The following is a 20,566-nucleotide window of genomic DNA, read 5'->3' as shown; positions in this document are numbered from 1 at the left end:
TGCGGCCGGAGCAGCCGGCCAACTATCGACCCACCATGATCGAACGAATCGGTGCCCAGCGTTTTTTTGATCAGCCGAGCCGGATGATCATCCGGCATCTGGAGCGCCGCCCCCTGAAATCCCTGCTCTCGGTGCTGGGTATCGCCATGGCCGGGGCCATCCTGATGGTGGGCGCGTTTCAGGAGGATGCCATCGACTACATGATCGATGTGCAGTTCGGCCTCTCGCAGCGGCAGGATCTGATGATTACCTTTACCGATCCGGCGGGCCGGCGATCCCTGTTCGAACTGGCGACCCTGCCGGGAGTGCTGCGGGCGGAGCCGTTCCGTTCGGTGAGCGTGCGCCTGCGTGCCGGCCACCGAACCTGGCGCACCGCAATACAGGGTTACGAGAACGGCGGTGAGCTTTACCGGACGCTCGATGCCGACCTGCAACCCATCGAATTGCCCCCCGAGGGCCTGCTTCTCACGCGACACCTGGGGGAGCAGCTCGGGGTGAAGGCGGGGGATTCGATCACTGTCGAGGTGTTGGAGGGAGCGCAGCCGGTACGTTCCGTGCCGGTGGTCGGGCTGGTTAACGAGTTCATCGGTCTCTCGGGCTATATGGAGATTGGTGCCCTTAACCGGCTGATGGACGAGGGACATGTGATTTCGGGTGCCTTTCTCGCCGTCGACCCGGCCCACCTGCAGGGCGTCTTCGATGATCTGCAGCGACGCCCGCGTGTTCTCGGTGTGTCCCAGCGCGACACTTCCATCAAGGCCTTTGAGGAGACCATGGGGGAGACCATCCTGGTGTTCGCCTTTATCAATGTACTGCTGGCCGGCAGCATTGCCTTCGGGGTGGTCTACAACAGCGCCCGCATTACCCTGTCGGAGCATGCGCGCGAACTGGCAAGCTTGCGCGTGCTCGGCTTTACGCGGGGCGAAATCAGTTACATTCTGATAGGTGAACTGGCGCTGCTGACGCTCGCTGCCATACCGCTGGGGTTTGTAATTGGATATGGTTTCGCCTGGCTGATCGCCGAGAACCTCACATCGGAACTCTACCGAATACCGCTGGTACTGGAGGCAACTACTTACGGCTTCTCCGCGACCGTGGTGCTGATTGCGGCACTGATCTCCGGAGAGATCATGCGCCGCCGCCTCTACCAGCTTGACCTGGTGGCGGTATTGAAGACCAGGGAATAGGACCGGCAGTACATTGCCTTCAGGCCGACAAGGCTCCTTGCCTTTACTTTTAATTAACCGCAAAGACGCCAAGAGCGCAAAGGATTTATGGCTTATTCTCACATATGGCCGAGAACCATCGGAAACAGCACAAAACTTTGCGTTCTTTGCGTCTTAGCAGTGAATAATCCGGATTAGGAAAACAAGAGCTTGTCCTTTCGAAAAAAACTCGGGCTACTGCTACTGGCTGCGGCGATTATCGGCCTGCTGCTCTTTGCCTTCCGTCCCAAACCGGTGGCGGTTTCGGCGGCGGAGGTGATTCGGGCACCGCTCCAGGTGACGCTGGCGTATGAGGGGCGCACCCGGGTGAAGGATCGTTTCGTCATCGGCGCGCCGGTGACCGGATACGCGCCGCGCCTGATGCTCGAGGAGGGCGACGCCGTCCGCGCAGGCGAGGTGCTGCTGCAGCTGCAGCCGCAGCCGCCCGGCCTGCTCGACCCGCGCAATCTGCAGCAGGCGCAGGCCCGGGTGGCCGAAGCCCGCTCTGCCCACGAATTCGCCCGCTCGGAATTGGCGCGCATCCGGACACTGTTTCAAAGCGGGAATGTCTCCGAAAGTCAGCTCAACGAGGCCGAAAGCATAGCTGCACAGGCGCGTGCCCGTCTCTCTGCCGCCCTGGCAGCGGCCAGCCGCCCCGATAGCGACGCCACCGATCAAGTGCCACTGATTGCCCCGGCAAACGGTCGTGTGCTTGAAGTCGCCCACAAAAGCGCCGGTGCGGTCGCCCCGGGTGAACCCATTCTGACCATCGGCGATCCCGAACGGCTGGAGGCGGCGGTGGACGTACTCTCCTCCGACGCCGTGAGGTTGGCTGCGGGCATGCCGGTATTGTTCGAGCGCTGGGGCGGCGGCATCGATCTGGAGGGACGGGTTCGTACCATAGAACCTGCTGCCTTTACCGAAGTCTCCGCCCTGGGCGTCGAGGAGCAGCGGGTATGGGTGATCGCCGACATTACCTCACCCGCTAGCGAGTGGCGCCGGCTGGGCGACGGCTATCGTGTCGAGGCCCGCTTCATCCTTTGGCAGGACGACGATGTGCTGCAGGCGCCCGCCAGCGCGGTCTTTCGCCATAACGAAGGGTGGGCCGCCTTCGTCATGTCCGAAGGGCGTGCGCAGTTGAGGCGAGTGCAGATTGGCCGCCGGGGTGAACTGGCGGTGCAGGTCCTCGATGGGCTCTCTGCCGGCGAACGGGTCCTCACCCATCCCGATAGTGACATCGAAGACGGCACCCGGGTTGCGGTGCGCGAATAGAAAAAACAGTGTCACAGCCGCCAACCGCCGAGACGTTGACCTACCGATGACGAGGAGAGCCGTTCATGGATGTAGAATTTTGGCTTGACCGCTGGGTGCGCGGCGAGACCGGTTTTCACCAGCCGGAAGTCAACACTCATTTGCAGACCTTCTGGGATCGTCTGGAGCTGGCGCCCGGAGCCCGGGTCCTGGTACCGCTGTGCGGCAAGAGCCTCGACATGCTCTGGCTGCTCTCGGAGGGGTACCAGGTGTTGGGGGTGGAGGTCAGTCCGCTGGCCGTCCAGAATTTTTTCGCCGAGAACGATATCCCGGCAGAGGTTGTGCCGTCCGACCCTTTCACCCGGTATCGAGCCGATGACCTGGAGATCCTTTGTGGTGATTTTTTTGACCTGACACCCGAGCGGTTGAAAGGGGTCGGCGGTGTCTATGACCGTGCCTCGCTGGTGGCGTTACCGCCCGCCATGCGCAAGCGTTACACCGACCACCTCAAGGTACTCTTTCCCGGGAAGCTCGAGGCACTGCTGGTAACGATGGAATACCCCGAGGGGGAAATGGACGGGCCGCCATTTTCCATCGGGGAGCAGGAAGTCCACGCCCTCTATGGCGATAACTGCGATATCGAACGGCTGACCGTCTTCGATCTCCTGGACGAAGCTCCACGGTTTCGTGACAAAGGGCTGACGCGACTGCAGGAGACGGTGTTCCGCCTTCATTCCCGAAGGTGATTTACCAGGGAGGCACCGTACAGCACAGGAGAGTGCCGCCAGCTTCAATGGCTGCGCGATTCACGGCGTTGCACCACGCTGTAAGCGAACTTCGCCATCGCGCCGGCCAGGTATTCCGGCTCCAGTCTCGGCGTTTCCGGACGGCCGCTCCAATCGGGGTCGGTGTGGCGATCGAACTCCGGTAACTCATCCTCCCGAGAGTGCAGGCGCGCTGCATGCGACTCCATAGGTGCAGCCAGTATGCTCTCGACCGCACCAATACTGACGCCGAGAAACCTGGCGATGGCTTTATTGGACTGCCCAAGCTCTTCCCGGAGAATCAGGGCATAGGCCGACTCCACCAGGGCGGGCAGAATGCCCTGGTCGTGGTGCCGGACGACTTCCCCGGGACCGCCCAATTCCTCGATGGCGGTAGTCACCACGTCCATCACCTTGTCGTCCACTCTTTCGGCGGTCATTTCCATGGTTCATCTCCCGGGCCTGTTCTGCCCAAAAGTATAGCGGCGGTCTCAGCCCACAATGCCCAATATCAACATTCCTGCCACGTAAACCAATAGCATCAGTACGCTTTCGAAACCGATATTGGCGAAGCCTGTCTGCTCCCTGCGAAGGAGACCGAGTAGCAGTATGCCGGTGAGTAACAGGGTCAGGGCGATGGTGAACAGCTGGTCACCGGTAATGGCGTGATAGATGGAGCCTTCCCGGTAGGAAAAGTCGGCAAAGGCGGTAAACAGGACGTCGAAGCTGTTGCCGCCGATGACTACGCCGACCGCCATCGTCAGTGCCCCCTGGCGAACCGCGGCCAGTGCGGTGACCAATTCCGGCAACGAGGTCGCCACGGCGGTGAACAGGCCGCCGACGATCCCCTCCGAAAGGCCGGTGCGATCGGCGATGGCCATGCCGCTATAAGCCACCACGTATCCCGCCGCCGCCAGTATCGCGGCGAGCAAGAAAAATGCTAGCCACAGCAGCGGCATCGAGACGTGCTCCTCGGATCGCGTGGTGGGCTCATCTTCCCGTGTTTCATGCGTATGCATCGGCCGCCAGAGGGGCGCCGCACGGGCTTTGGCAATGAGCCGAGTCCCGGCCAAATAGGCCGCCACCAGCACCAGCGACAGGGGATGGATGCCGAGAAAGTCCACTGGTGGACCCGCTACGGCAAGAACAGGGATCGAAAGCAGTGTAATCAGTAGTGCTCCCTGGACCAGGTTTTCGATAGAGGCAGCGGCATGTTCCAGGTTGGCGCGTCGATAGGTAAAGTCGGCGATCGCCAAAAATGTGGTCTGCGCGGCGATACCTCCGACGGCATTGCTGATGGCCAGCGCCGGATACCCGTTATAGGCCGCCACCACCGAGGTTACGATACCGGACAGCGATGTGCTCCCGCCCAGCAACACGGCGCCGAAGATCGCCTCCCCGAGTCCGGTAAGGTCCGCCAGAGCATCGGCAATTCGGGTCAGGCGGATCCCGGCGATGGTAATCACGATCGTCGCGACGACGAAGAGGGCGATGATGACCGTTAACGGCATCCGGGCGAGTGAGAGCGCATCCATAGCTCTAACGTAGAAGACAAGGGTAGGGTCAGCCGCAATCCTCAGGGGTTGGATACGGGTGAAGGTTGGCAGGCTATGGTTTCCCTAAGGCTTGATTCCGTCCGGAACCAGGGAGGGTAATATGGACCGCTGGCAGGCCGTAGAAGCCATTTTCCCGCACATGGTTGAGCTCCGGCGCAGTTTGCATCGCCACCCCGAACTCGCCTTCGAAGAGATCGAGACTGCACGCATCGTCATGGCGGAACTCCAGCGTTTGGGGGTGCCCTGTGAGTACACCGGCCCAGGCGGTGGTGTGGTCGGGCGAATCCTGGGCGACGAAGAGGGGCCGGTAGTCGCCCTGCGCGCGGAGATGGATGCACTGCCCACGGATGAGAAGACCGAGCTCCCCTTCGCCTCCGAAAACCCGGGATGCATGCACGCGTGCGGTCATGATGCCCATATGGCCATGCTGCTGGGAGCGGCGGCTTTACTGAAGGCCGACCCGCCCCCCGGCGAAGTGCGGTTCGTGTTTCAGCCCGCCGAAGAGCAGGGTGGCGGCGCCCGGGTGATCCTGGATTCCGGAGCGTTGACTGGTGTGCAGGCCATCTTTGGCGGCCATGTCACCCACCATCATGCCACGGGCGAGATCATGGTCAAGGACGGTATCGTCACCGCGCAGTCGGACGTTTTCCGGGTACGCATCACCGGTAGCGGCGGCCACGGCGCCCGACCCCACGAGGCCACCGATGCGGTGGTGATCCTCGGCATGCTGATCACCGCACTTCAGACTCTCGTCTCGCGCAGCGCCAACCCCATCCACCCCACCGTGGTCACGGTGGGCCGTGCGGCGGCCGGTAGTGCCGCCAACGTGATTGCCGAGGACGGCATCATGGAAGGCACCGTTCGCACCACCGACCGGGAGGTTCGGGGCCATGTCCTGGAGGGGCTTCGACGCATGGCGGGGGCCATGGCGGAACTGCACGGCGCCCGTATCGATCTCGAGCTGGAAGAGGGCTATCCGCCTCTGGTGAACACGCCCCGCGAGACCTCCATCGCGCGCCGTGCTGCACTGGCAATCGTCGGTGAACAGGCGACCTTCGAAGATGAGCACCCGACGCTGGGTGCAGAGGATTTCTCCTACTACCTGGAGCAGCTTCCGGGGGCCTACGTACGCCTCGGTGCCCTGAAAAAAGGGGATCCCCCCAAGGCCCTGCACAGCCCGGAATTCAGTATTGATGAAGAGGTACTCAAATACGGTGCCCTCTGGTTCGAGGAGGTCGCGCGGGAAACCATGCGTGACTTGAGAGGCAAAGCCTGATGCGCTTCAACGGCTCGACCGCAGATACCATCGGCATCGAATATGAACTTCAGCTCCTGGATGGTAACAGTCTGGACATGACCGATGCCATTCTCCCCCTGCTTGGGCGGATGTCTGAAGGTCATGCGCATATCGAGCCGGAATACGTCCAGAGCACAGTGGAGGTGGTCTCCCGGACGATGGAGGACTGCCACGCCCTGGAGTCCCACCTGAGAGAGCGGGTAGGCTTTATTCGTGGCAAATGCCATGAACTTGGGCTGGAAATATGCGGCGGGGGCACGCATCCGTTCCGTACCCGTCTGGGCAAGGTTACCCCGGAGCCGCGCTACTACGATGTGGAAGCGGAAACCGGTTATGCGGGGGCGATTCAGATGGTCTGCGCCACCCACGTGCACATCGGTGTGCCTTCCGGGGATGAAGCGGTCTGGCTGATGCGTCGGCTCAGGCCGTATCTGCCTGTGCTGCTGGGGCTCTCGGCCGCATCGCCCTTTTACATGGGTGTGGACTCGGGCTTTGCCGCCTACCGGCCTCGTGTCCTGCTGGCCGCCCACAGCTACGGCACACCGCCACCGCTACACAGTTGGCCGGAATTCGAGTCCATCTGGAGCGCGGCACGGCGTGCGAACGTCTACCGAACCTTCAAGGACATGCATTGGGATATCCGGCCCAAACCCGAGTTCGGCACTGTGGAGGTGCGCATCATGGACGGCCAGCGCACAGTGCACGCCACGGTCGCCATTGCTGCCCTGGTCCACAGCCTCTCCCGCTACCTGCAGCGCAAGGGACGGAGGCGGGCGTGCCTGCAGGAACTGCCCTACTGGGCCGAGGTGGAGAATGCCTACCGCGCCGCCCACCAGGGTCTCGACGCCCATCTCATCGTCAATGAACGGGGCGATACCCGCCTCCTGACGGACATCGCCACAGACATGCTGAAGACCATCGAACCGACTGCTCGCGCGCTCGGCGAAACCGCTTGGCTGGAGGGAAGCATCGCTGAAATGGTGAAAGGCGGCGCAAGCTACCTGCGCCAGCGGGAGGTTTTCGCCCGTACCGGCTCACTGAGAGAGGTGGTGGCGGACGCCGTTCGGGAACTGAGCGAGGAGCTGACCCGCCACTGAAAGTGGAGCCGCATGACCTTCTTCATAAAGGGCCGAAAAGCCCAGTCCGGCAGTCGACGCGGGCAATCTGTAAGAGTGAACGGACACTAACCCATGCGTTTGTCTTCGGTTGCCTTGTTTCGCATATAGAGCGCCAGCTCCGCGGTGGCTTCCTCGCGGGTTCGAAACGGCCCCCTGTCACCCTCCCGGGTCGCAAAATACCAATCGGTGCCGATGCTGAACATGCGGCCGGAGCGAAACGGCGCCGGTCCCGATTCGCCTTCACGGTTCTCGTTCATAGACGACACTCCATGTTAAAAGTGAATCCTAACCTCAAATCCATAGCTTGTCGCCCCTCGATCTCCACAGCCCGGCTTTGACCGCCCTGTCAGTCATCGCCATTTTTGCCAGAACAGCGGAACGTTTCGCTCCTTGAAAAGGGGGATCAGCAGCATGCCGGCAATAAATCCCCCCAGATGGGCGAACCACGCCACCCCCGGTTCATCGGGGCTGGCGCCCAGCGAGTTGATGAACTGGAGCAGGAACCAGATCCCCAGCACCGCAACCGCAGGCAGATAAACGAAATAGGGAAAGATGAAGATCGGGATCACCACGAGCACCCTGGCGGACGGGTGCAGCAAAAGATAAGCACCGAGGACGCCGGCGACTGCACCGCTGGCCCCGATCATCGGCAGCGCCATACCGGGATTGATCAGACCCTGGGCCAGCGATGCCGCCAGGCCGCAAAGGAGATAGAAGAGAATGAAGCGTCCATGACCCATGGCGTCTTCGACATTGTTGCCGAAAATCCACAGGTAAAGCATATTCCCGACCAGATGCAGCAGTCCGCCGTGGAGGAACAGGGAGGTAAACAGGGTCATCTCGGCAGGAATAAGGTGCAGTTCCGGCGGCAGTTGACGATCACCAAACAGCGTTGCAGGAATGAATCCCAGACTGTAAACGAGTGCCTGTCGCCCATGCTCGGACAGAGAGAAATGCCAGACAAAGACGACTACGCAGGCGACGATGATGGAAACGGTAACCACCGCCGGGCGGCGGGTCGGATTGTCATCACGGAGCGGGATCATGGAATAGGCCGCCGGTTGCTTTCTTGCAGTGTAGTGTGGAAGCTCACCCCCGAACCACCGGGACCCGGAATCGGGCAGCCAACCCCTCAACGACATCCAGCAACTCGGTATCGAGTCGCGTCAGCGCGGCAACGCGAATATCGGCGGGAACACCACCGTAATACGCCTCGGCGACGGCCCCGGCCATGCAGGCCTGTGTATCGGCATCACCGCCCAGGGAGATCGCACCGCGCACCGCCGACTCGAAGTCGTCCGCTTCCAAAAACGCGATCATCGCTTCGGGGACCGAGCCGAGACAGGTGGCGTCGAACCGGTAGTCGGGCCGGATATCCGCCAGCGATCGTTTCAAATCATAACCGAAGACCTTTTCAAGATGGTGGTGAATGACGGACTTGTTTTCTCCCTGCCGAGCCAGGAAAACCGCCACCGCAATCGCCTGGGCACCCTTGATACCTTCCGGATGATTGTGGCTGACTGCGGCACTGCGCCGCGCCTCCCGATAGACGCTCTCCAGTTCGGAACAGGCCCAGCCTACGGGTGCCACTCGCATCGCCGAACCGTTGCCAAAGCTATCGTAGGCCGGTGCACCGGGGGTGGCGGCCCATTGTCGAAAACCCCGGCCATAGCCGGCGTCGGGGTATTTCCGGAACCAGCGCCGATAGGCCTCGGCGTAATCTCCCTCGTGCATCAGTACTTCCGCGGTCGCCACCGACAACACGCTGTCATCGGTAAAACGTGACCCTGAGGAGAACAGCGGAAAGTCGCTGGATTTAATAGGAGACCCTTCGAAAACGGAGCCGATGACGTCACCGGCAATCGCACCTATCATATCATTACCCCATGTTTCTGGAGGTGATCCATGGTCCTGCGCTTCCTCTCTGTTTCTCTGCTGGTCGCAATCACGACGGCTTGTGCACAGCTGTTTCCCGAACCCTCACCGGATCAACCCTTCTATGCCCCACCAGAGGGCTCGCGTCTCGAACTGCTGAAACCCATCGAGATCTCCGCCAATGAAGTCAGTGTCTGGATTCAAAACGGTGAAATCATCAACTACCGGAATGCCAATCGCTACTACCCTTTCTGTAAATTCGAAATGTACAGCAAGGTCGACCGCTCCCGAACCGTTCAGCCGGACACCTTTGTCATCGAACGTGTGAGGCGGATGGATTGGGCCGTTCGCCTTGACGAACCGCTGCGGCTGGCCGGTATCGGCGTGGGAGGCGTCGGTAGTGACAGCGGCGGCCCGAGCACCTTCAGCATGTCCACGGAAATGTTCCTGGATTCTCCGCGACAGCCGGACGTTCACCGTCTCACCTGTCAGCATTGGGAAGACGCAAGACTGCCCAGGCATCTGACCATCAACGAAATGCGTCAGGCGCTGAAAGGCATTTTCAATCTTGAATTGCCCGCGGCCGAGGGGTGATCCCGCCCTTCAGGCGATGCACCAGGATCTGTCGGGGCAGCAGCATGAGAATTACTTAATGTAGCCGATTGTCGGGCGGGCGACTCCCACCCACCTCGTCTGCCCCCGACCCCTCCTCGTCTGCCGGGACCATCTCGGCCACAAAGCCAAGCACGGCCCGAGCCCGAAGGGTTGCGCCCGAAATCGCGTCGGATGATAAGAAGTGCCCCTAAACAGTAGCGGTTCATGAATGGAAGCTTCGCCCGCTATGCCAACCCGTCACCTCCGATCTAAGCTCAGGGATAAGACCCACGCCAGCCCCCCGGGGAGGGATGCCGCGATGGCGCGACAAAAGGAACAATTCTGGCTGACCCGCCGCCTTCGTATTTCGGCGGAGCGTCGCGTTCAACCCCTGCGCTGGCGGCCGCACACGGACATTTATCGAACCGGTTACGGCTGGCTGGTAAAGTTCGAGCTGGCCGGTGTAGAGGAGGAAGCCGTGCAGCTGATCCTCAGGGGCCACTGGTTGCGGCTGAGCGGCAGCCGGCTCGATCGCGAGTGCGGTGGAGATGCCGAGCCCCATGCGCTCGAGATCACCTACAGCCGTTTTGAACGGGCGGTGGAGCTTCCGATTGAGGCAGAGGGTGCCCGGCTGGAAACCGAATACCGTCAAGGGATGTTTCTGGTGCACATCATCGAGGAGGGGAACACGTCATGAACGACCATACCCTGGAGAATTTGCCGGTTTTCCCGCTGCGCCAGACCCCGCTGTTTCCATTTGTCCTGGCGCCGTTTTCCGCAGGCCGACCGGCCTCGGTCAAGGCGTTGGAGGTCGCACTGGCCAGCAAGGAAAAAAGCATCGCAGTGTTCGTCCAGCGGAATGCCAAGACCCAGGAGCCCAAGGGGGACGACCTTTTCGAATATGGAACGCGCGCCACTGTTCGCCAGATGGCGCGTTCCGAAGACACCATAGAAGTCGTCCTACAGGGGATCGAGCGCATTCGTCTCGTTGATGTGGAGGAGGACCAGGGTTTTCTCAAGGCCCGAACGGAACCGGCCCCCATCGCCATCGAACAGGGGACCGAAGCCGACGCACTGCAGCGGGAGCTGGTCAGCCTGGCAGCTCGGTTTCAAAGCGCGACCCAGATGATGCAGGAGTATGACATACGTCAATTGGCAGACCAGATCGGCGAACCGATGCACCTGGTCTACCTGTTGGCTTCCCTTCTCGAGCTGGACAAGGCCAAGGCGCAGCGACTGCTTTCGGCTGCATCCAATATGGAAGCCATGCGATTGCTTCTCGGTTACCTGCGCCACGAGTTGCAGGTCGCCGAATTACGTCAGGAGATCGCCGGACAGGCCGCTACCGAGGTGGGGCGTGAGCAGCGTGAATACATGCTTCGCCAGCAGTTGCGCGCTATTCAGGAGGAGCTTGGCGAAACCGATCCACAGGCGGCCGAAGCCCAGCAACTGCGCCGACAGTTCGAGGAAGCAGAACTGCCGGCCCAGGTTCGCAAGGAAGCGGAACGGGATCTGGCGCGCCTGGAGCGTATCCCACCCAGCTCACCCGAATACCAGGTGGCCCGCTCCTACCTGGAACTGATCCTCGATCTGCCGTGGCAAAAAACCACCGAGGATATGCTCGATCTGGGCCGAGCGCGGCAAATCCTCGATGAAGACCACTACGATCTCGAAGATATCAAAGAGCGTATCCTCGAACATCTGGCCGTGCTCAAACTCAACCCCGCGGCCCAGGCGCCCATCCTCTGCTTTGTGGGCCCACCTGGCGTCGGCAAGACCTCGCTGGGACAATCCATTGCCCGCGCCCTGGGTCGGCAGTTTGAGCGTTTCTCCATTGGCGGCCTGCACGATGAGGCGGAACTGCGCGGCCACCGCCGGACTTACATCGGCGCGATGCCGGGACGCATTATGCAGGCGATCCGCCGTGCGGGGGTCAACAACCCGCTGCTGATGCTCGATGAGGTGGACAAGGTCGGGCGCGACTTCCGCGGCGATCCCGCATCGGCTCTGCTGGAGATCCTGGACCCGGCCCAGAATTTCGAGTTCCGGGACAATTACCTGGATCTCCCCTTTGATCTGTCCAAGGTGTTTTTCATCACCACCGCCAATACTCTGGATACCATACCGGGGCCACTGCTGGATCGGATGGAGCTGATCCGCCTGTCGGGATACTCTGATCAGGAAAAACTGGAGATCGCCCGCCGCTATCTGGTGGAGAGAATGCGCCGACAGGCGGGACTCACGGAAGATCAGTTCCGGCTGTCCGATGAGACCATCGCCGCACTTATCAACCGCTATACCCGAGAGGCGGGAGTCCGCAATCTGACCCGGGTCCTGGGCCGCGTGGCACGCAAGGTGGCGCTGCACATTGCCGAGGGCAAGGAGCCCGGAGCCATTGACCCTGACACGCTTACGGACTGGCTGGGTCCACCGCGATTCTTTATCGAGCAGGCACGCCAACAATTGCCGGCCGGCGTGGCGACCGGTCTAGCCTGGACCGAAAGCGGCGGGGATGTCCTTTATATCGAGGCCATTCAGCTGCCGGAGAGCGAGGGACTGACCCTTACCGGCCAGCTCGGCGGGGTGATGCAGGAGTCGGCGCGGGCGGCGCGCAATTACATCATCTCGCACGGCGAAGACTTTGGTGTGGGCACACCCAAGGCGGGCGTGCATATCCATGTGCCGGCGGGGGCGATCCCCAAGGATGGTCCCTCGGCCGGGGTCACCATGGCCGCTGCCCTCGCCTCCCTCTATTCCGGCTATGCGACACGCAACGACACCGCCATGACCGGCGAAATCACCCTGACCGGGCTGGTACTACCGGTAGGGGGCGTCAAGGAGAAGATGCTCGCTGCCCGGCGCGCTGGGCTCAAGCGGGTCATCCTGCCGGCAAAGAATGAAGACGACCTGGCAAAACTGCCCGACAGTGTCCGCAACGAAATGGAGTTTGTCTTTGCCGAACGTATCGAGGATGTACTGGCGGCCGCCATTCCGGAACTCTCGGAGCGACTGAGAGCGGCGTAGCTGCCGTCCACCCACTGAAGGCGACCTGAGGGACAGAGCGTGCGGGAACCCTGGAATGTACTGGTCAGTATCTCCGAAGGCCGTTACCGGGAGGCGATCACGAAATTGCGCCGCTTCGGTACGGTACATAAAACCTCCTTTTACAGTGTGCTGGCCGTTGAAGCCGACGATCCCGACGCCATGCTCGAGGAGCTGAAATTGGAGCAGGAGAACAATCCGGAGGCGGTCCGCTGGCTAGGGCATATCGCCCCGGCCCGTGATATCTTCTTTTTTCAGTCGCCGGAAGAGTTCGAGCGCAAGGCCAGGGAACACGTCCGGCCTTTGTTGGATAAATTGGCGGGGAAAACCTTTTTCGTCCGAATACACAGGCGCGGATTCAAGGGCCGGCTCTCCAGCCAGGCCGAGGAGCAGTTTCTCGATGGATTCATTCTTGATACGCTTCGGGAAAAGGGAACCCCCGCGGCCATGGACTTTCAGGATCCCGACTTCGTCATCGAGATCGAAACTCTCGCTCAGGAGGCGGGCCTTGCCGTCTGGTCACGGGAGCAACGCAAACGCTATCCCTTTCTGAAACTTCACTGACTGCTCAGTTCGGGAAGCCCGACGTCGGATCGGCACGGGGGATACTACATTGCCTGTCCATTCAGGACCCTCCTACCAGAACACGTCGAAGCGCAATCCAAGATATTCGGCAGCCAAGCTGTTTTTCCCGCGCAGGGGCAGACCGTAGTAAAGGCGGGCCGATACCGGAATCCCGCTCGGATAGAGATTGAATCCGATCTCCGGTTCGAGGCGAAGCAGCATGCTGTCGGTACCTTCCACGGCCTTCAAATCGCCCCGATATCGCTCGGCCGCCGTATCGTACTGCTGCTCCCGCCTCACCGCCTCGGTCTCGTAGATGACCTTCAGTGCCACAAAGCCGTTGAAGTCGGGGCGCGGAATGCGACGGTGCGCAAGCAGTTCCGCGTAGTGGTAAAAGCCCGGCTGAAACTCTTTGGACAGCGTGCCTGGGCTGGCGGGATCCGCCTCGTCCTCCTCCCCTTTGAACTGGTACTCATGGCGCGTATGGAGGTTGAATAGCCAGCGATCATCAGGTTCCCAATCCCAGGCAAACCAGATGCCGGCGTCGGTCTGACCGTCGCCCAGGGAGATATCGCCGGGTTTCAGGGGATCAGCGACGTGTCCGGTCGGCAGCCGCACACCCAGCGTAGAGGCCAAACGAAACGGAGCATCGTTGTCTTCGCCAATCAGCCGATACTTAAGGCCAATAACCGTATCTCCCAAGGCGGAAGCCGAGCCATCGCCTGCACTGTCGGCAACCGCCACCGCCCCCTCGAGCCCCACCTGCATGGGCGACGAAAGAGCGCTCCAGCCCGCCTCCCGTTCGAGACTGGCAGAGTACTCCAGCCGCCGGTCGAGATAATGGGTCCAGAGACCGAAATTGAGGGACGCAGTGATTCCGTATTCGAAATAGAGGTCGTGGCGAACCTGGGAGAATTGCCCGCCGGCATCCACGCTGTAGACGGAGGGCTCTTCCGTGGGCAACCCGTTCTCCTGCAGTTTTTCCTGGTAAATCGCTCCAAGGGAGCGGCGATCGCCGCTGGCATTAAAATACTCGTCAGCTTCCGCGGAGGTGTACTGATAGCGGAGATGGCTGGCACCCGGGGGAAGGAGTTTCGCTGTATCGGCCAGCGTTTCATTGGCCAGGGCGAGCGATGAGGCAACCAGCCACAGGGCGGGATGGCGACAGGACGGTTTCGACATAAGCACTGAAATTCCAGTGAAGGTAAAAGGAGGCCTCCCGCCGCACTAGCCTCTTTTCCTGTTAGGCACTGGAATTCTGCCCAATCGATAAGGAGTTTACAAATCCAATCCGGGTCCAGGTGGACGCCCACTCGACAATCGGCTTATCGCTCCCCTTGCCCGGCCGGTAGCGGACTGGTACCGGCAAGCCATCCGCCACCACCACAGTGGCAGGAACATCGCCCAGTCACGGTGCTACGCGCCATGCCTGGCGCACGAAAAAAAGAGCCCGACGGTCGCACCGTCGGGCTCCTGGTTATTCAATGAACGCGTTTTACCAACAGCTGCTTCGCTTTCTCGGCCATCCGACGATTCTGATCCTGTACCTCATGGAAGAAGTCGGCCGCGTCCTTGTCGCCATCTTTCTCCGCATCGGCGATGTACTGCTTGCAGATGTCGGCGCCCTGAAGGGCGTGGTAAAGGGTACTGACGATGTCGTAGTGCTCGTCACGCATTCCGGTTTCTTGCTCCGTAGCCATTATCGGCCTCCTGCTTTTCCGTGGATGGATTCGCTTGTAATGTGAGCTTAGCAGCCTGTCAGCGAGCCGATCATCGGGAAGGAGAGCGGGAGCGAGTCCGGTTTTCCGCTTCATCGTCTTTCAAGTTGGCTACGGCCCAAGACAGGACCGGCTGGAGTCGTTCCGGCAGCAGGTCGGCCGCTTCAGAAGAAGTGCACCAACGCCCCTCGTGATGTTCAGGACGACCAAGTTCGGGATTGACAGGCAACTCAATCCGCTCCTGCCGCGTTTCGCCCAGGTAATAGCGGGCCACCTTGTTGCGTCGATATGGGGCCGTCTCCCGATACTCCTCGCCCCAGGGAAATCGCAGATCCTCGATGCCGGTCTCTTCCGCCACTTCACGGCGCGCGGCTTGCATCGGGGTTTCATTGTCTTCCACCCTCCCTTTGGGGAAATCCCAGTTGCGATAGACCCGCAGCAAAAGAAACCGCCAAGAGGATTCGAACCGGCGAACCAAGACGACGCCGGCAGAAAGGGTCCGTGCCATGGATATACCTTTTTCGTGGCTTACCTCTCGATATACACCCTGCGCCCGAAACCGTCACCTTGCGAAGGAATATCCGGCAGGCGACTCCTCCTCGCCCTGACTATCCTTTGGGGCAAAGACTCATCGAATGGGAGGACTCCATGAGTGCACTGCTCGTCGCCTTTGATCTCGAGACCGGCCGCAACCAACCGCAGGTGCAGGCGCTTCTTGAACAGTACGATGCCATGCGTTTCTCCAGTTCGGCCTTCGCCATCAACACCCACCTTTCACCCGATACAATCTTCGAACAGTTGCAACCACTGCTCGGCAAGGATGACCTCGCCTACGTCGTCACACTCGACAAGCCGTGGATGGGTTACGGCTATGAAGCCATGAACGGCTGGCTCAAGCGGCACCTCGGATAGCTGGCATCGAACGCACAGGGCAACCACCCCAGCCCTCGGAGCGAACAGCGTCAGCCGTCAGATTTTCCAAACCGCTATGAGCGCTGCCGCGCTGTTCGCCCAGGGGATGGGCTCCTCTACTGCGTTCCCGGTGGTGATGCGTGATCGTTCCGGCTCAGGCCGGCTCGGGATGCAAGGTCTGGTAGAGGACCGGGATCAGCGCGAGGGTGACCAACAGCGAGACGGATAACCCACCGATGAGGGTGATGGCAAGAGGCTGGAGCAATTCGGCTCCTTCGCCCCAGCCCAGGGCCAGCGGCAGCATCCCCGCCACAGTGGTGAGGGTGGTCATGAGGATGGGCCGCAGCCGCAGGCGGGCGGCTTCGACTACGGCATCGCGCACCCCGGCACCCCGGCTGCGCGCCAGTTCCACATATTCGACCAGCACGATTGCGTTATTCACCACGATACCCGCCAGCATGATCATGCCGAGCCACACCGGCATCGACAGCGGCAGACCGGTGATGGTCAGACCTGCGGCAACTCCGATGACGGCGAAGGGAACCGACAACAGGATGACCAGCGGGTTGCGCAGCGACTCGTACTGCACGGCCATGACCACATACACCAGGAATAGCGCCAGTGCCAACAGCATGCTGCCGAGCTGCCGCCCCTCCTGCAGCGCCTCGAATCCTCCCCCGTCGTACAACGTGTAGCCGTCGGGCAATTCGAAGCCCTCGAGTTCCGACTGGATGGTACTGTAGACAGCTCCCGAGACGGCATTCCCTGCCACCGAGCCGGTCACCTCGACCATGCGGCGCTGATTGTCCCGCCGGATCTCGGCGGGGGAGACCATCAGTTCCAGGTTTGCCACATCGCCAAGCCGCAGGGGCCAGCCGTCACCGCCTGCAAACAGCACCAACTGCTCCAGGTCGGCGGGTGTGCGCATATCGCGGCGCGGGAGGCGAAGCCGCACGTCATAGGCGCGATCGCCGTCGAGGAAGTCGGTCACCACCTCGCCCGCCAATGCATGGCGTGCGGCGTATCCGATGTCCTCCGCGGTAAGCCCCAGGTCCGCTGCGCGTTGCCGATCGACACGGATGGCCAGCTCCTGCCGGGTCTCCTCCAGCGAGTGCTCAAGATTGGTCAGCCCCGACACCGACCTGAGCCGGTTTACCAGTTGCTCGCCATGCTCAGCGAGGCGGCTCAGATCCGGACCCTGAATGCGCAGCGACACATCATCGTCACCGCGGCTGATCCGCACTCCGCGGATGCCGAGGGCCCGCAGGTGCACCTTGACCCCAACCAGTTCAAGCGTCTCCAGCTCGCCTTCCACACGCTTGATCCACTTGCCACTGCTGACCGCCCGGTTGACACGGGGCACCAGCTGTACCGAGAGCATGGTGAGATTGGTGACCTCCCGCTCAGTGCGACCGAACACGAACCCGCCCACGGTGCTGAACACTGATTCGGTCTCGGACTGCTGCTGCAGAACGGTTTCAATGCGCCGCACACTCCGATCCATCTCCTCCAGGGAGACGCCGGGGTCCGCCCTCACCGACACTCGGATCTGGCCGTTGTCGATATCCGGAAGAAAGGTCTGCTTGCTGCCGGTAAACAGCGGCAATGACGTACCGAGCGCCGCCACCAGCCCAATCACCAACAGCCCCTGCGCCATGCGCGAGGCGACCAGCCGCGAAACCCCTTTGGCATAAACCATCCGCATCCTGTCCACCCCGGTGTCGATCCGCTGGCGCACGCCGCCGGTGGCGGTAGTGCGCACCTTTACGGCCCACGCCGGAACCAGGGTGAGCGCCACCACCAGAGAAGCGATGATGGCGGCCGAGATGGTAATGATGAGTTCGCGAAACAGCAGGCCCACCAGCCCGCCGACGAACAGGAAAGGCAATACCGCGGCAAGATTGGTACTGGTGGCGGCGACCACCGCACTGTTGATCTCCTCTGCCGCGCTGGTACCCGCCTCCAGGTCGGACTCGCCGGCCCGCTGGTGACGCTGGATGTTCTCCAGCATGACAATGGTGTTGTCGACCAGCATTCCGATACCGAGCGCGAGCCCACCGAGTGTCATGATGTTGAAGGTGAGCCCGCCCACACCCATCAACACGAAGGTCACCATCACCGCCAGGGGGATGGCACTGCCGACGATGAGGGTACGGCGCAGGTTGCCCAGGAACAGGTAGACCACCGCCATCGCCAGCAGCGTGCCGGAGATCGCCGCCCGTGTGGAGTTGTCCAGGGCGTTACGGACATGCTGCGCCTGATCGGAAACCGGGCGGATGCTGACGTCGGGCGGAATCAAGCGCTGCTCGGTGAGTTCCACCAGGCGCTGGTTGACCGCATCCACCACCTTAACGGTATTGGCCCGGGGCTGCTTCTGAATGGAGACCTTGATCCCCGGCACGCCATCGAGACGGATGCGCAGACGTTCGTCGGCATGGGTATCCATGACCCGGGCAACTTCATCCACCCGCACCGTGTCACCCCCGGGGAGCCGCAGCGGCAATGCCGCGAGCGCCTCCACATCGGCAAAGCGGGCCGCCGTACGGCCGGCCAGCTCGCGTCGTTCCATGGTCAGGCGCCCCGCCGGCATCTCCCGGTTACCCTCTCGCAGCGCGTCTCCCAAGTCGGAGACGGTGATTCCCATGGCGGCCAGGCGCCCCTGATCCGGTAGCACCTGGATCTCCCGGGTCAGGCCGCCGCCCACCTCCACGGAGGCGACCCCGGACAGGTTCAGAAACCGTTTGGAGAAGTCGTAATCCACCCAGTCGCGCAAAGCGATCGGGTCGCGCGAGCCACTGGCGACGACCAATTCCAGAACGGGGATCTGGGAGGGATCACGCTTGTAGATAATGGGGGTATCGATGGTGTCGGGCAGAAAGCGCTTGGCGCGATCGAGGCGGGTACTGGCATCACGCAAGGCCAGGTCGATGTCCTTGCCATATTCGAAGGACAGGTCGACATTGCTGGCCCCTTCGCTGCTGCGTGACTGGATGGCAATGGCATCCTCGGTGACGGCCAACTGCTCCTCCAGCTGGCGGGTAACCCGGTCCTCCATCACCTTGGCCGGCACCCCGGCGTCGAGGATGCGGACGCGGACTTCCGGGTAGATAATGTGGGGCAACAGATCCACCGAAAGCCGCCCCAGGGCGAAGAGCCCGAGCACGGCTACCGCCAGAGCGATCATGCTCACCCCGACCGGGTGACGGATCGACCATGCGGCCAGGCCGCCACCTTTGCCCCGAGCCATTTTCACGGGGCGTCCCCGGACTCGACGGTGGCGCCGTTCTTGAGCCCGAGGAATCCCTTGATGACCACCGGCTGCTCGGCTTCCAGTGGACCGGTTACGACAATGCGGTCGTCCACGCTCCTGCCGCTGACCACGGGCACACGCGATACCGTGCCTCCGGTGATGGCAAAAACGAACTCCCCGGCCGCATCCCGCCGCAGGGCGGCGTAGGGAACGATGAGCCGGGGCGTACTCCGTCCGCGTAGCGTAACCCGGCAGAGCTGTCCCTGGCGGGCCCCGGCCGGCGGGTTTTCCAGGGTCACCTCGACGATGCCTCGGCGTGACGCGGCGTCGATGATGGGGTGCACACGAAGAATGCGCGCCGGTAGCGACTCCGAACCCAGGGCATCGATGGTGACCTCCGCCGCCTGTCCCGCGGCAAGGTCCGGCAACAGCAGTTCGGAAACCGTCACCCGGGTAACCAGTGAACTCGGATCAATCAGTGTCAGCACATGGGAGTAGCGAAGCAGGGAGTCACCCGGCTCGGCCCTGCGGGCCGCGACCACCCCGTCAAACGGGGCTACGACACGGGTGTATCCCAGCCGCGTGGTCAGTAGCTCCTCCTCGGCCTGGGCGATATGAAGCGCGGTGCCGGCCCGGGCCAGTTCATCCTCAGTGCCCAGCCGCTTGTCCTGCAGTTCGCGTACCCGCCTCAGGTCCAGTTTGGCCTGGCGGTGCTGCGCTTGCGCCTTTCTCAGCTCGGCCCTTAGCAGGTTATCGTCGAGCGCAAAGAGCAACTCACCCGCCTTGACCCGGTCGCCCTCGTACAGGGGCAGCTGCGTGAGACGCCCCTCCTCCTGATTGCTGATGCGCACCTGACGCCTGGCATGCAGCGTCCCGACCCGTACCGCCTCCCATGGCGCAAAGGAGCGCTGTACCGGGGCAGTCTCGACCCGCTGCGGTGAAGCGGCCTGTTCACCCGATTCATGCTGCTGTTCGGACGAACCGGTCGATTCGCTACAACCAATCAGCCCGAAGCCAAGCGTCAGGAGCGCGAACATGGCCCAGCTACGCCAGCCTGCCCGCCAGGGAGCAGCTGCGTATCGGTAATCGGAGCTATTCATCGAAAGGTGGGAGGCCCATCTGTGGCTAAGCAGGCAGTGTAGTAAACGAGCAACGGCTTGGGAACGGGCAGTTGATCGTTGTGGACACGGCCCGCCGCAACAGTATCGGATGTAGGCGTCCTCTTGAAGAACTTCCCCGCCGCTGTGCGAACCGTACCCCCAACTGCCCAGGCCCGAATCAGTGACGAACTTTTAGCCCTCATTGCGAGCCGTACCCCTGCTGCGAAGGCCCGAATCAATGACGACTCTTAGTCGTCATTGCGAACCGTGCCCCCAGCTGCGCTGGGCCGAATCAATGACGAACATTTAGCCGTCATTGC

20 protein-coding genes are annotated in these 20,566 nt (G+C 61.8%); 10 read left to right on the top strand and 10 right to left on the bottom strand.

The features are described from left to right. From Q7L05_RS13005 to Q7L05_RS12995, 3 genes are all read left to right on the top strand, one after another. Positions 1-1,187, top strand: a 1,187-nt coding sequence (locus tag Q7L05_RS13005) for an ABC transporter permease (protein WP_303907324.1), incomplete at its 5' end; no start/stop codon positions are given. A gap of 189 nt (positions 1,188-1,376) precedes the next feature. After that, the gene (locus tag Q7L05_RS13000) at positions 1,377-2,477 is read left to right on the top strand and encodes an efflux RND transporter periplasmic adaptor subunit (RefSeq protein WP_303907321.1); all 1,101 of its coding nucleotides are present in this window, start codon (positions 1,377-1,379) and stop codon (positions 2,475-2,477) included. A 65-nt stretch (positions 2,478-2,542) separates the two neighbouring features. After that, positions 2,543-3,202 (top strand): thiopurine S-methyltransferase, encoded by a 660-nt coding sequence (locus Q7L05_RS12995; RefSeq protein ID WP_303907318.1) that lies wholly within the window; start codon positions 2,543-2,545, stop codon positions 3,200-3,202. A gap of 44 nt (positions 3,203-3,246) precedes the next feature. Here Q7L05_RS12995 and Q7L05_RS12990 read toward each other — a convergent pair whose 3' ends face one another. Together Q7L05_RS12990 and Q7L05_RS12985 are read right to left on the bottom strand one after the other, a co-directional pair. Further along, a complete protein-coding gene (locus Q7L05_RS12990; protein ID WP_303907315.1) occupies positions 3,247-3,666 on the bottom strand; it encodes a hypothetical protein in 420 nt (139 codons plus the stop codon). 45 nt (positions 3,667-3,711) lie between these two features. Beyond that, a complete protein-coding gene (locus Q7L05_RS12985; RefSeq protein WP_303907312.1) occupies positions 3,712-4,755 on the bottom strand; it encodes a sodium:calcium antiporter in 1,044 nt (347 codons plus the stop codon). Between the two features lie 121 nt (positions 4,756-4,876). On the opposite strand from Q7L05_RS12985, the gene Q7L05_RS12980 reads away from it, so the two are divergent. Beyond that, positions 4,877-6,052 (top strand): M20 metallopeptidase family protein, encoded by a 1,176-nt coding sequence (locus Q7L05_RS12980; protein ID WP_303907309.1) that lies wholly within the window; start codon positions 4,877-4,879, stop codon positions 6,050-6,052. After that, positions 6,052-7,170, top strand: a complete 1,119-nt coding sequence (locus Q7L05_RS12975; protein ID WP_303907306.1) for a carboxylate-amine ligase — start codon at positions 6,052-6,054, stop codon at positions 7,168-7,170. The genes Q7L05_RS12980 and Q7L05_RS12975 overlap by 1 nt, the downstream gene beginning before the upstream one ends. 86 nt (positions 7,171-7,256) lie before the next feature. Here the strand turns inward: Q7L05_RS12975 and Q7L05_RS12970 are convergent, their stop codons facing one another. The 3 genes from Q7L05_RS12970 to Q7L05_RS12960 form a co-directional block, all read right to left on the bottom strand. Continuing rightward, on the bottom strand, positions 7,257-7,448 hold the full coding sequence (locus tag Q7L05_RS12970; protein WP_303907303.1) for a DUF6316 family protein: 192 nt from the start codon (positions 7,446-7,448) through the stop codon (positions 7,257-7,259). 93 nt (positions 7,449-7,541) lie between these two features. Continuing rightward, positions 7,542-8,237, bottom strand: coding sequence for a rhomboid family intramembrane serine protease (locus Q7L05_RS12965; RefSeq protein WP_303907299.1), 696 nt, complete (start codon positions 8,235-8,237; stop codon positions 7,542-7,544). Positions 8,238-8,280: 43 nt separating this feature from the next. After that, entirely contained in the window at positions 8,281-9,066 is a 786-nt protein-coding gene (locus Q7L05_RS12960) for an ADP-ribosylglycohydrolase family protein (RefSeq protein WP_303907296.1), read from the bottom strand. Positions 9,067-9,096: 30 nt separating this feature from the next. On the opposite strand from Q7L05_RS12960, the gene Q7L05_RS12955 reads away from it, so the two are divergent. From Q7L05_RS12955 to Q7L05_RS12940, 4 genes are all read left to right on the top strand, one after another. Next, positions 9,097-9,660: a hypothetical protein gene (locus Q7L05_RS12955; protein WP_303907293.1), complete on the top strand. Its 564-nt coding sequence runs from the start codon at positions 9,097-9,099 to the stop codon at positions 9,658-9,660. 319 nt (positions 9,661-9,979) lie between these two features. After that, positions 9,980-10,357 carry an Hsp20/alpha crystallin family protein gene (locus tag Q7L05_RS12950; protein WP_303907291.1) on the top strand — a complete coding sequence of 126 codons (378 nt, stop codon included), beginning with the start codon at positions 9,980-9,982 and terminating at the stop codon, positions 10,355-10,357. An 11-nt stretch (positions 10,358-10,368) separates the two neighbouring features. Continuing rightward, entirely contained in the window at positions 10,369-12,684 is a 2,316-nt protein-coding gene (gene lon, locus Q7L05_RS12945) for an endopeptidase La (RefSeq protein ID WP_411293340.1), read from the top strand. Between the two features lie 39 nt (positions 12,685-12,723). Beyond that, positions 12,724-13,266, top strand: coding sequence for a THUMP domain-containing protein (locus Q7L05_RS12940; RefSeq protein WP_303907284.1), 543 nt, complete (start codon positions 12,724-12,726; stop codon positions 13,264-13,266). A 72-nt stretch (positions 13,267-13,338) separates the two neighbouring features. On the opposite strand, the gene Q7L05_RS12935 is transcribed toward Q7L05_RS12940, so the two are convergent. From Q7L05_RS12935 to Q7L05_RS12925, 3 genes are all read right to left on the bottom strand, one after another. After that, the gene (locus tag Q7L05_RS12935; protein ID WP_303907281.1) at positions 13,339-14,448 is read right to left on the bottom strand and encodes a transporter; all 1,110 of its coding nucleotides are present in this window, start codon (positions 14,446-14,448) and stop codon (positions 13,339-13,341) included. A gap of 299 nt (positions 14,449-14,747) precedes the next feature. Beyond that, positions 14,748-14,966: a hypothetical protein gene (locus Q7L05_RS12930; RefSeq protein ID WP_303907278.1), complete on the bottom strand. Its 219-nt coding sequence runs from the start codon at positions 14,964-14,966 to the stop codon at positions 14,748-14,750. A 70-nt stretch (positions 14,967-15,036) separates the two neighbouring features. Further along, positions 15,037-15,492 carry an NUDIX domain-containing protein gene (locus tag Q7L05_RS12925; protein WP_303907275.1) on the bottom strand — a complete coding sequence of 152 codons (456 nt, stop codon included), beginning with the start codon at positions 15,490-15,492 and terminating at the stop codon, positions 15,037-15,039. Between the two features lie 140 nt (positions 15,493-15,632). On the opposite strand from Q7L05_RS12925, the gene Q7L05_RS12920 reads away from it, so the two are divergent. Continuing rightward, a complete protein-coding gene (locus Q7L05_RS12920) occupies positions 15,633-15,896 on the top strand; it encodes a hypothetical protein (protein WP_303907272.1) in 264 nt (87 codons plus the stop codon). 154 nt (positions 15,897-16,050) lie between these two features. On the opposite strand, the gene Q7L05_RS12915 is transcribed toward Q7L05_RS12920, so the two are convergent. Both Q7L05_RS12915 and Q7L05_RS12910 read right to left on the bottom strand, forming a co-directional pair. Then, on the bottom strand, positions 16,051-19,143 hold the full coding sequence (locus tag Q7L05_RS12915; RefSeq protein ID WP_303907326.1) for an efflux RND transporter permease subunit: 3,093 nt from the start codon (positions 19,141-19,143) through the stop codon (positions 16,051-16,053). A gap of 2 nt (positions 19,144-19,145) precedes the next feature. After that, complete coding sequence (locus tag Q7L05_RS12910) at positions 19,146-20,183, bottom strand: efflux RND transporter periplasmic adaptor subunit (protein WP_303907269.1); 1,038 nt, start codon at positions 20,181-20,183, stop codon at positions 19,146-19,148. Positions 20,184-20,566: the final 383 nt, after the last annotated feature.

The organism is Thiohalomonas denitrificans (assembly GCF_016841685.1).
Lineage (GTDB): Bacteria > Pseudomonadota > Gammaproteobacteria > Thiohalomonadales > Thiohalomonadaceae > Thiohalomonas > Thiohalomonas denitrificans_A.
Note: the sequence above shows the minus strand (reverse complement) of the source record. Positions and strands in the feature narration are given on the sequence as shown.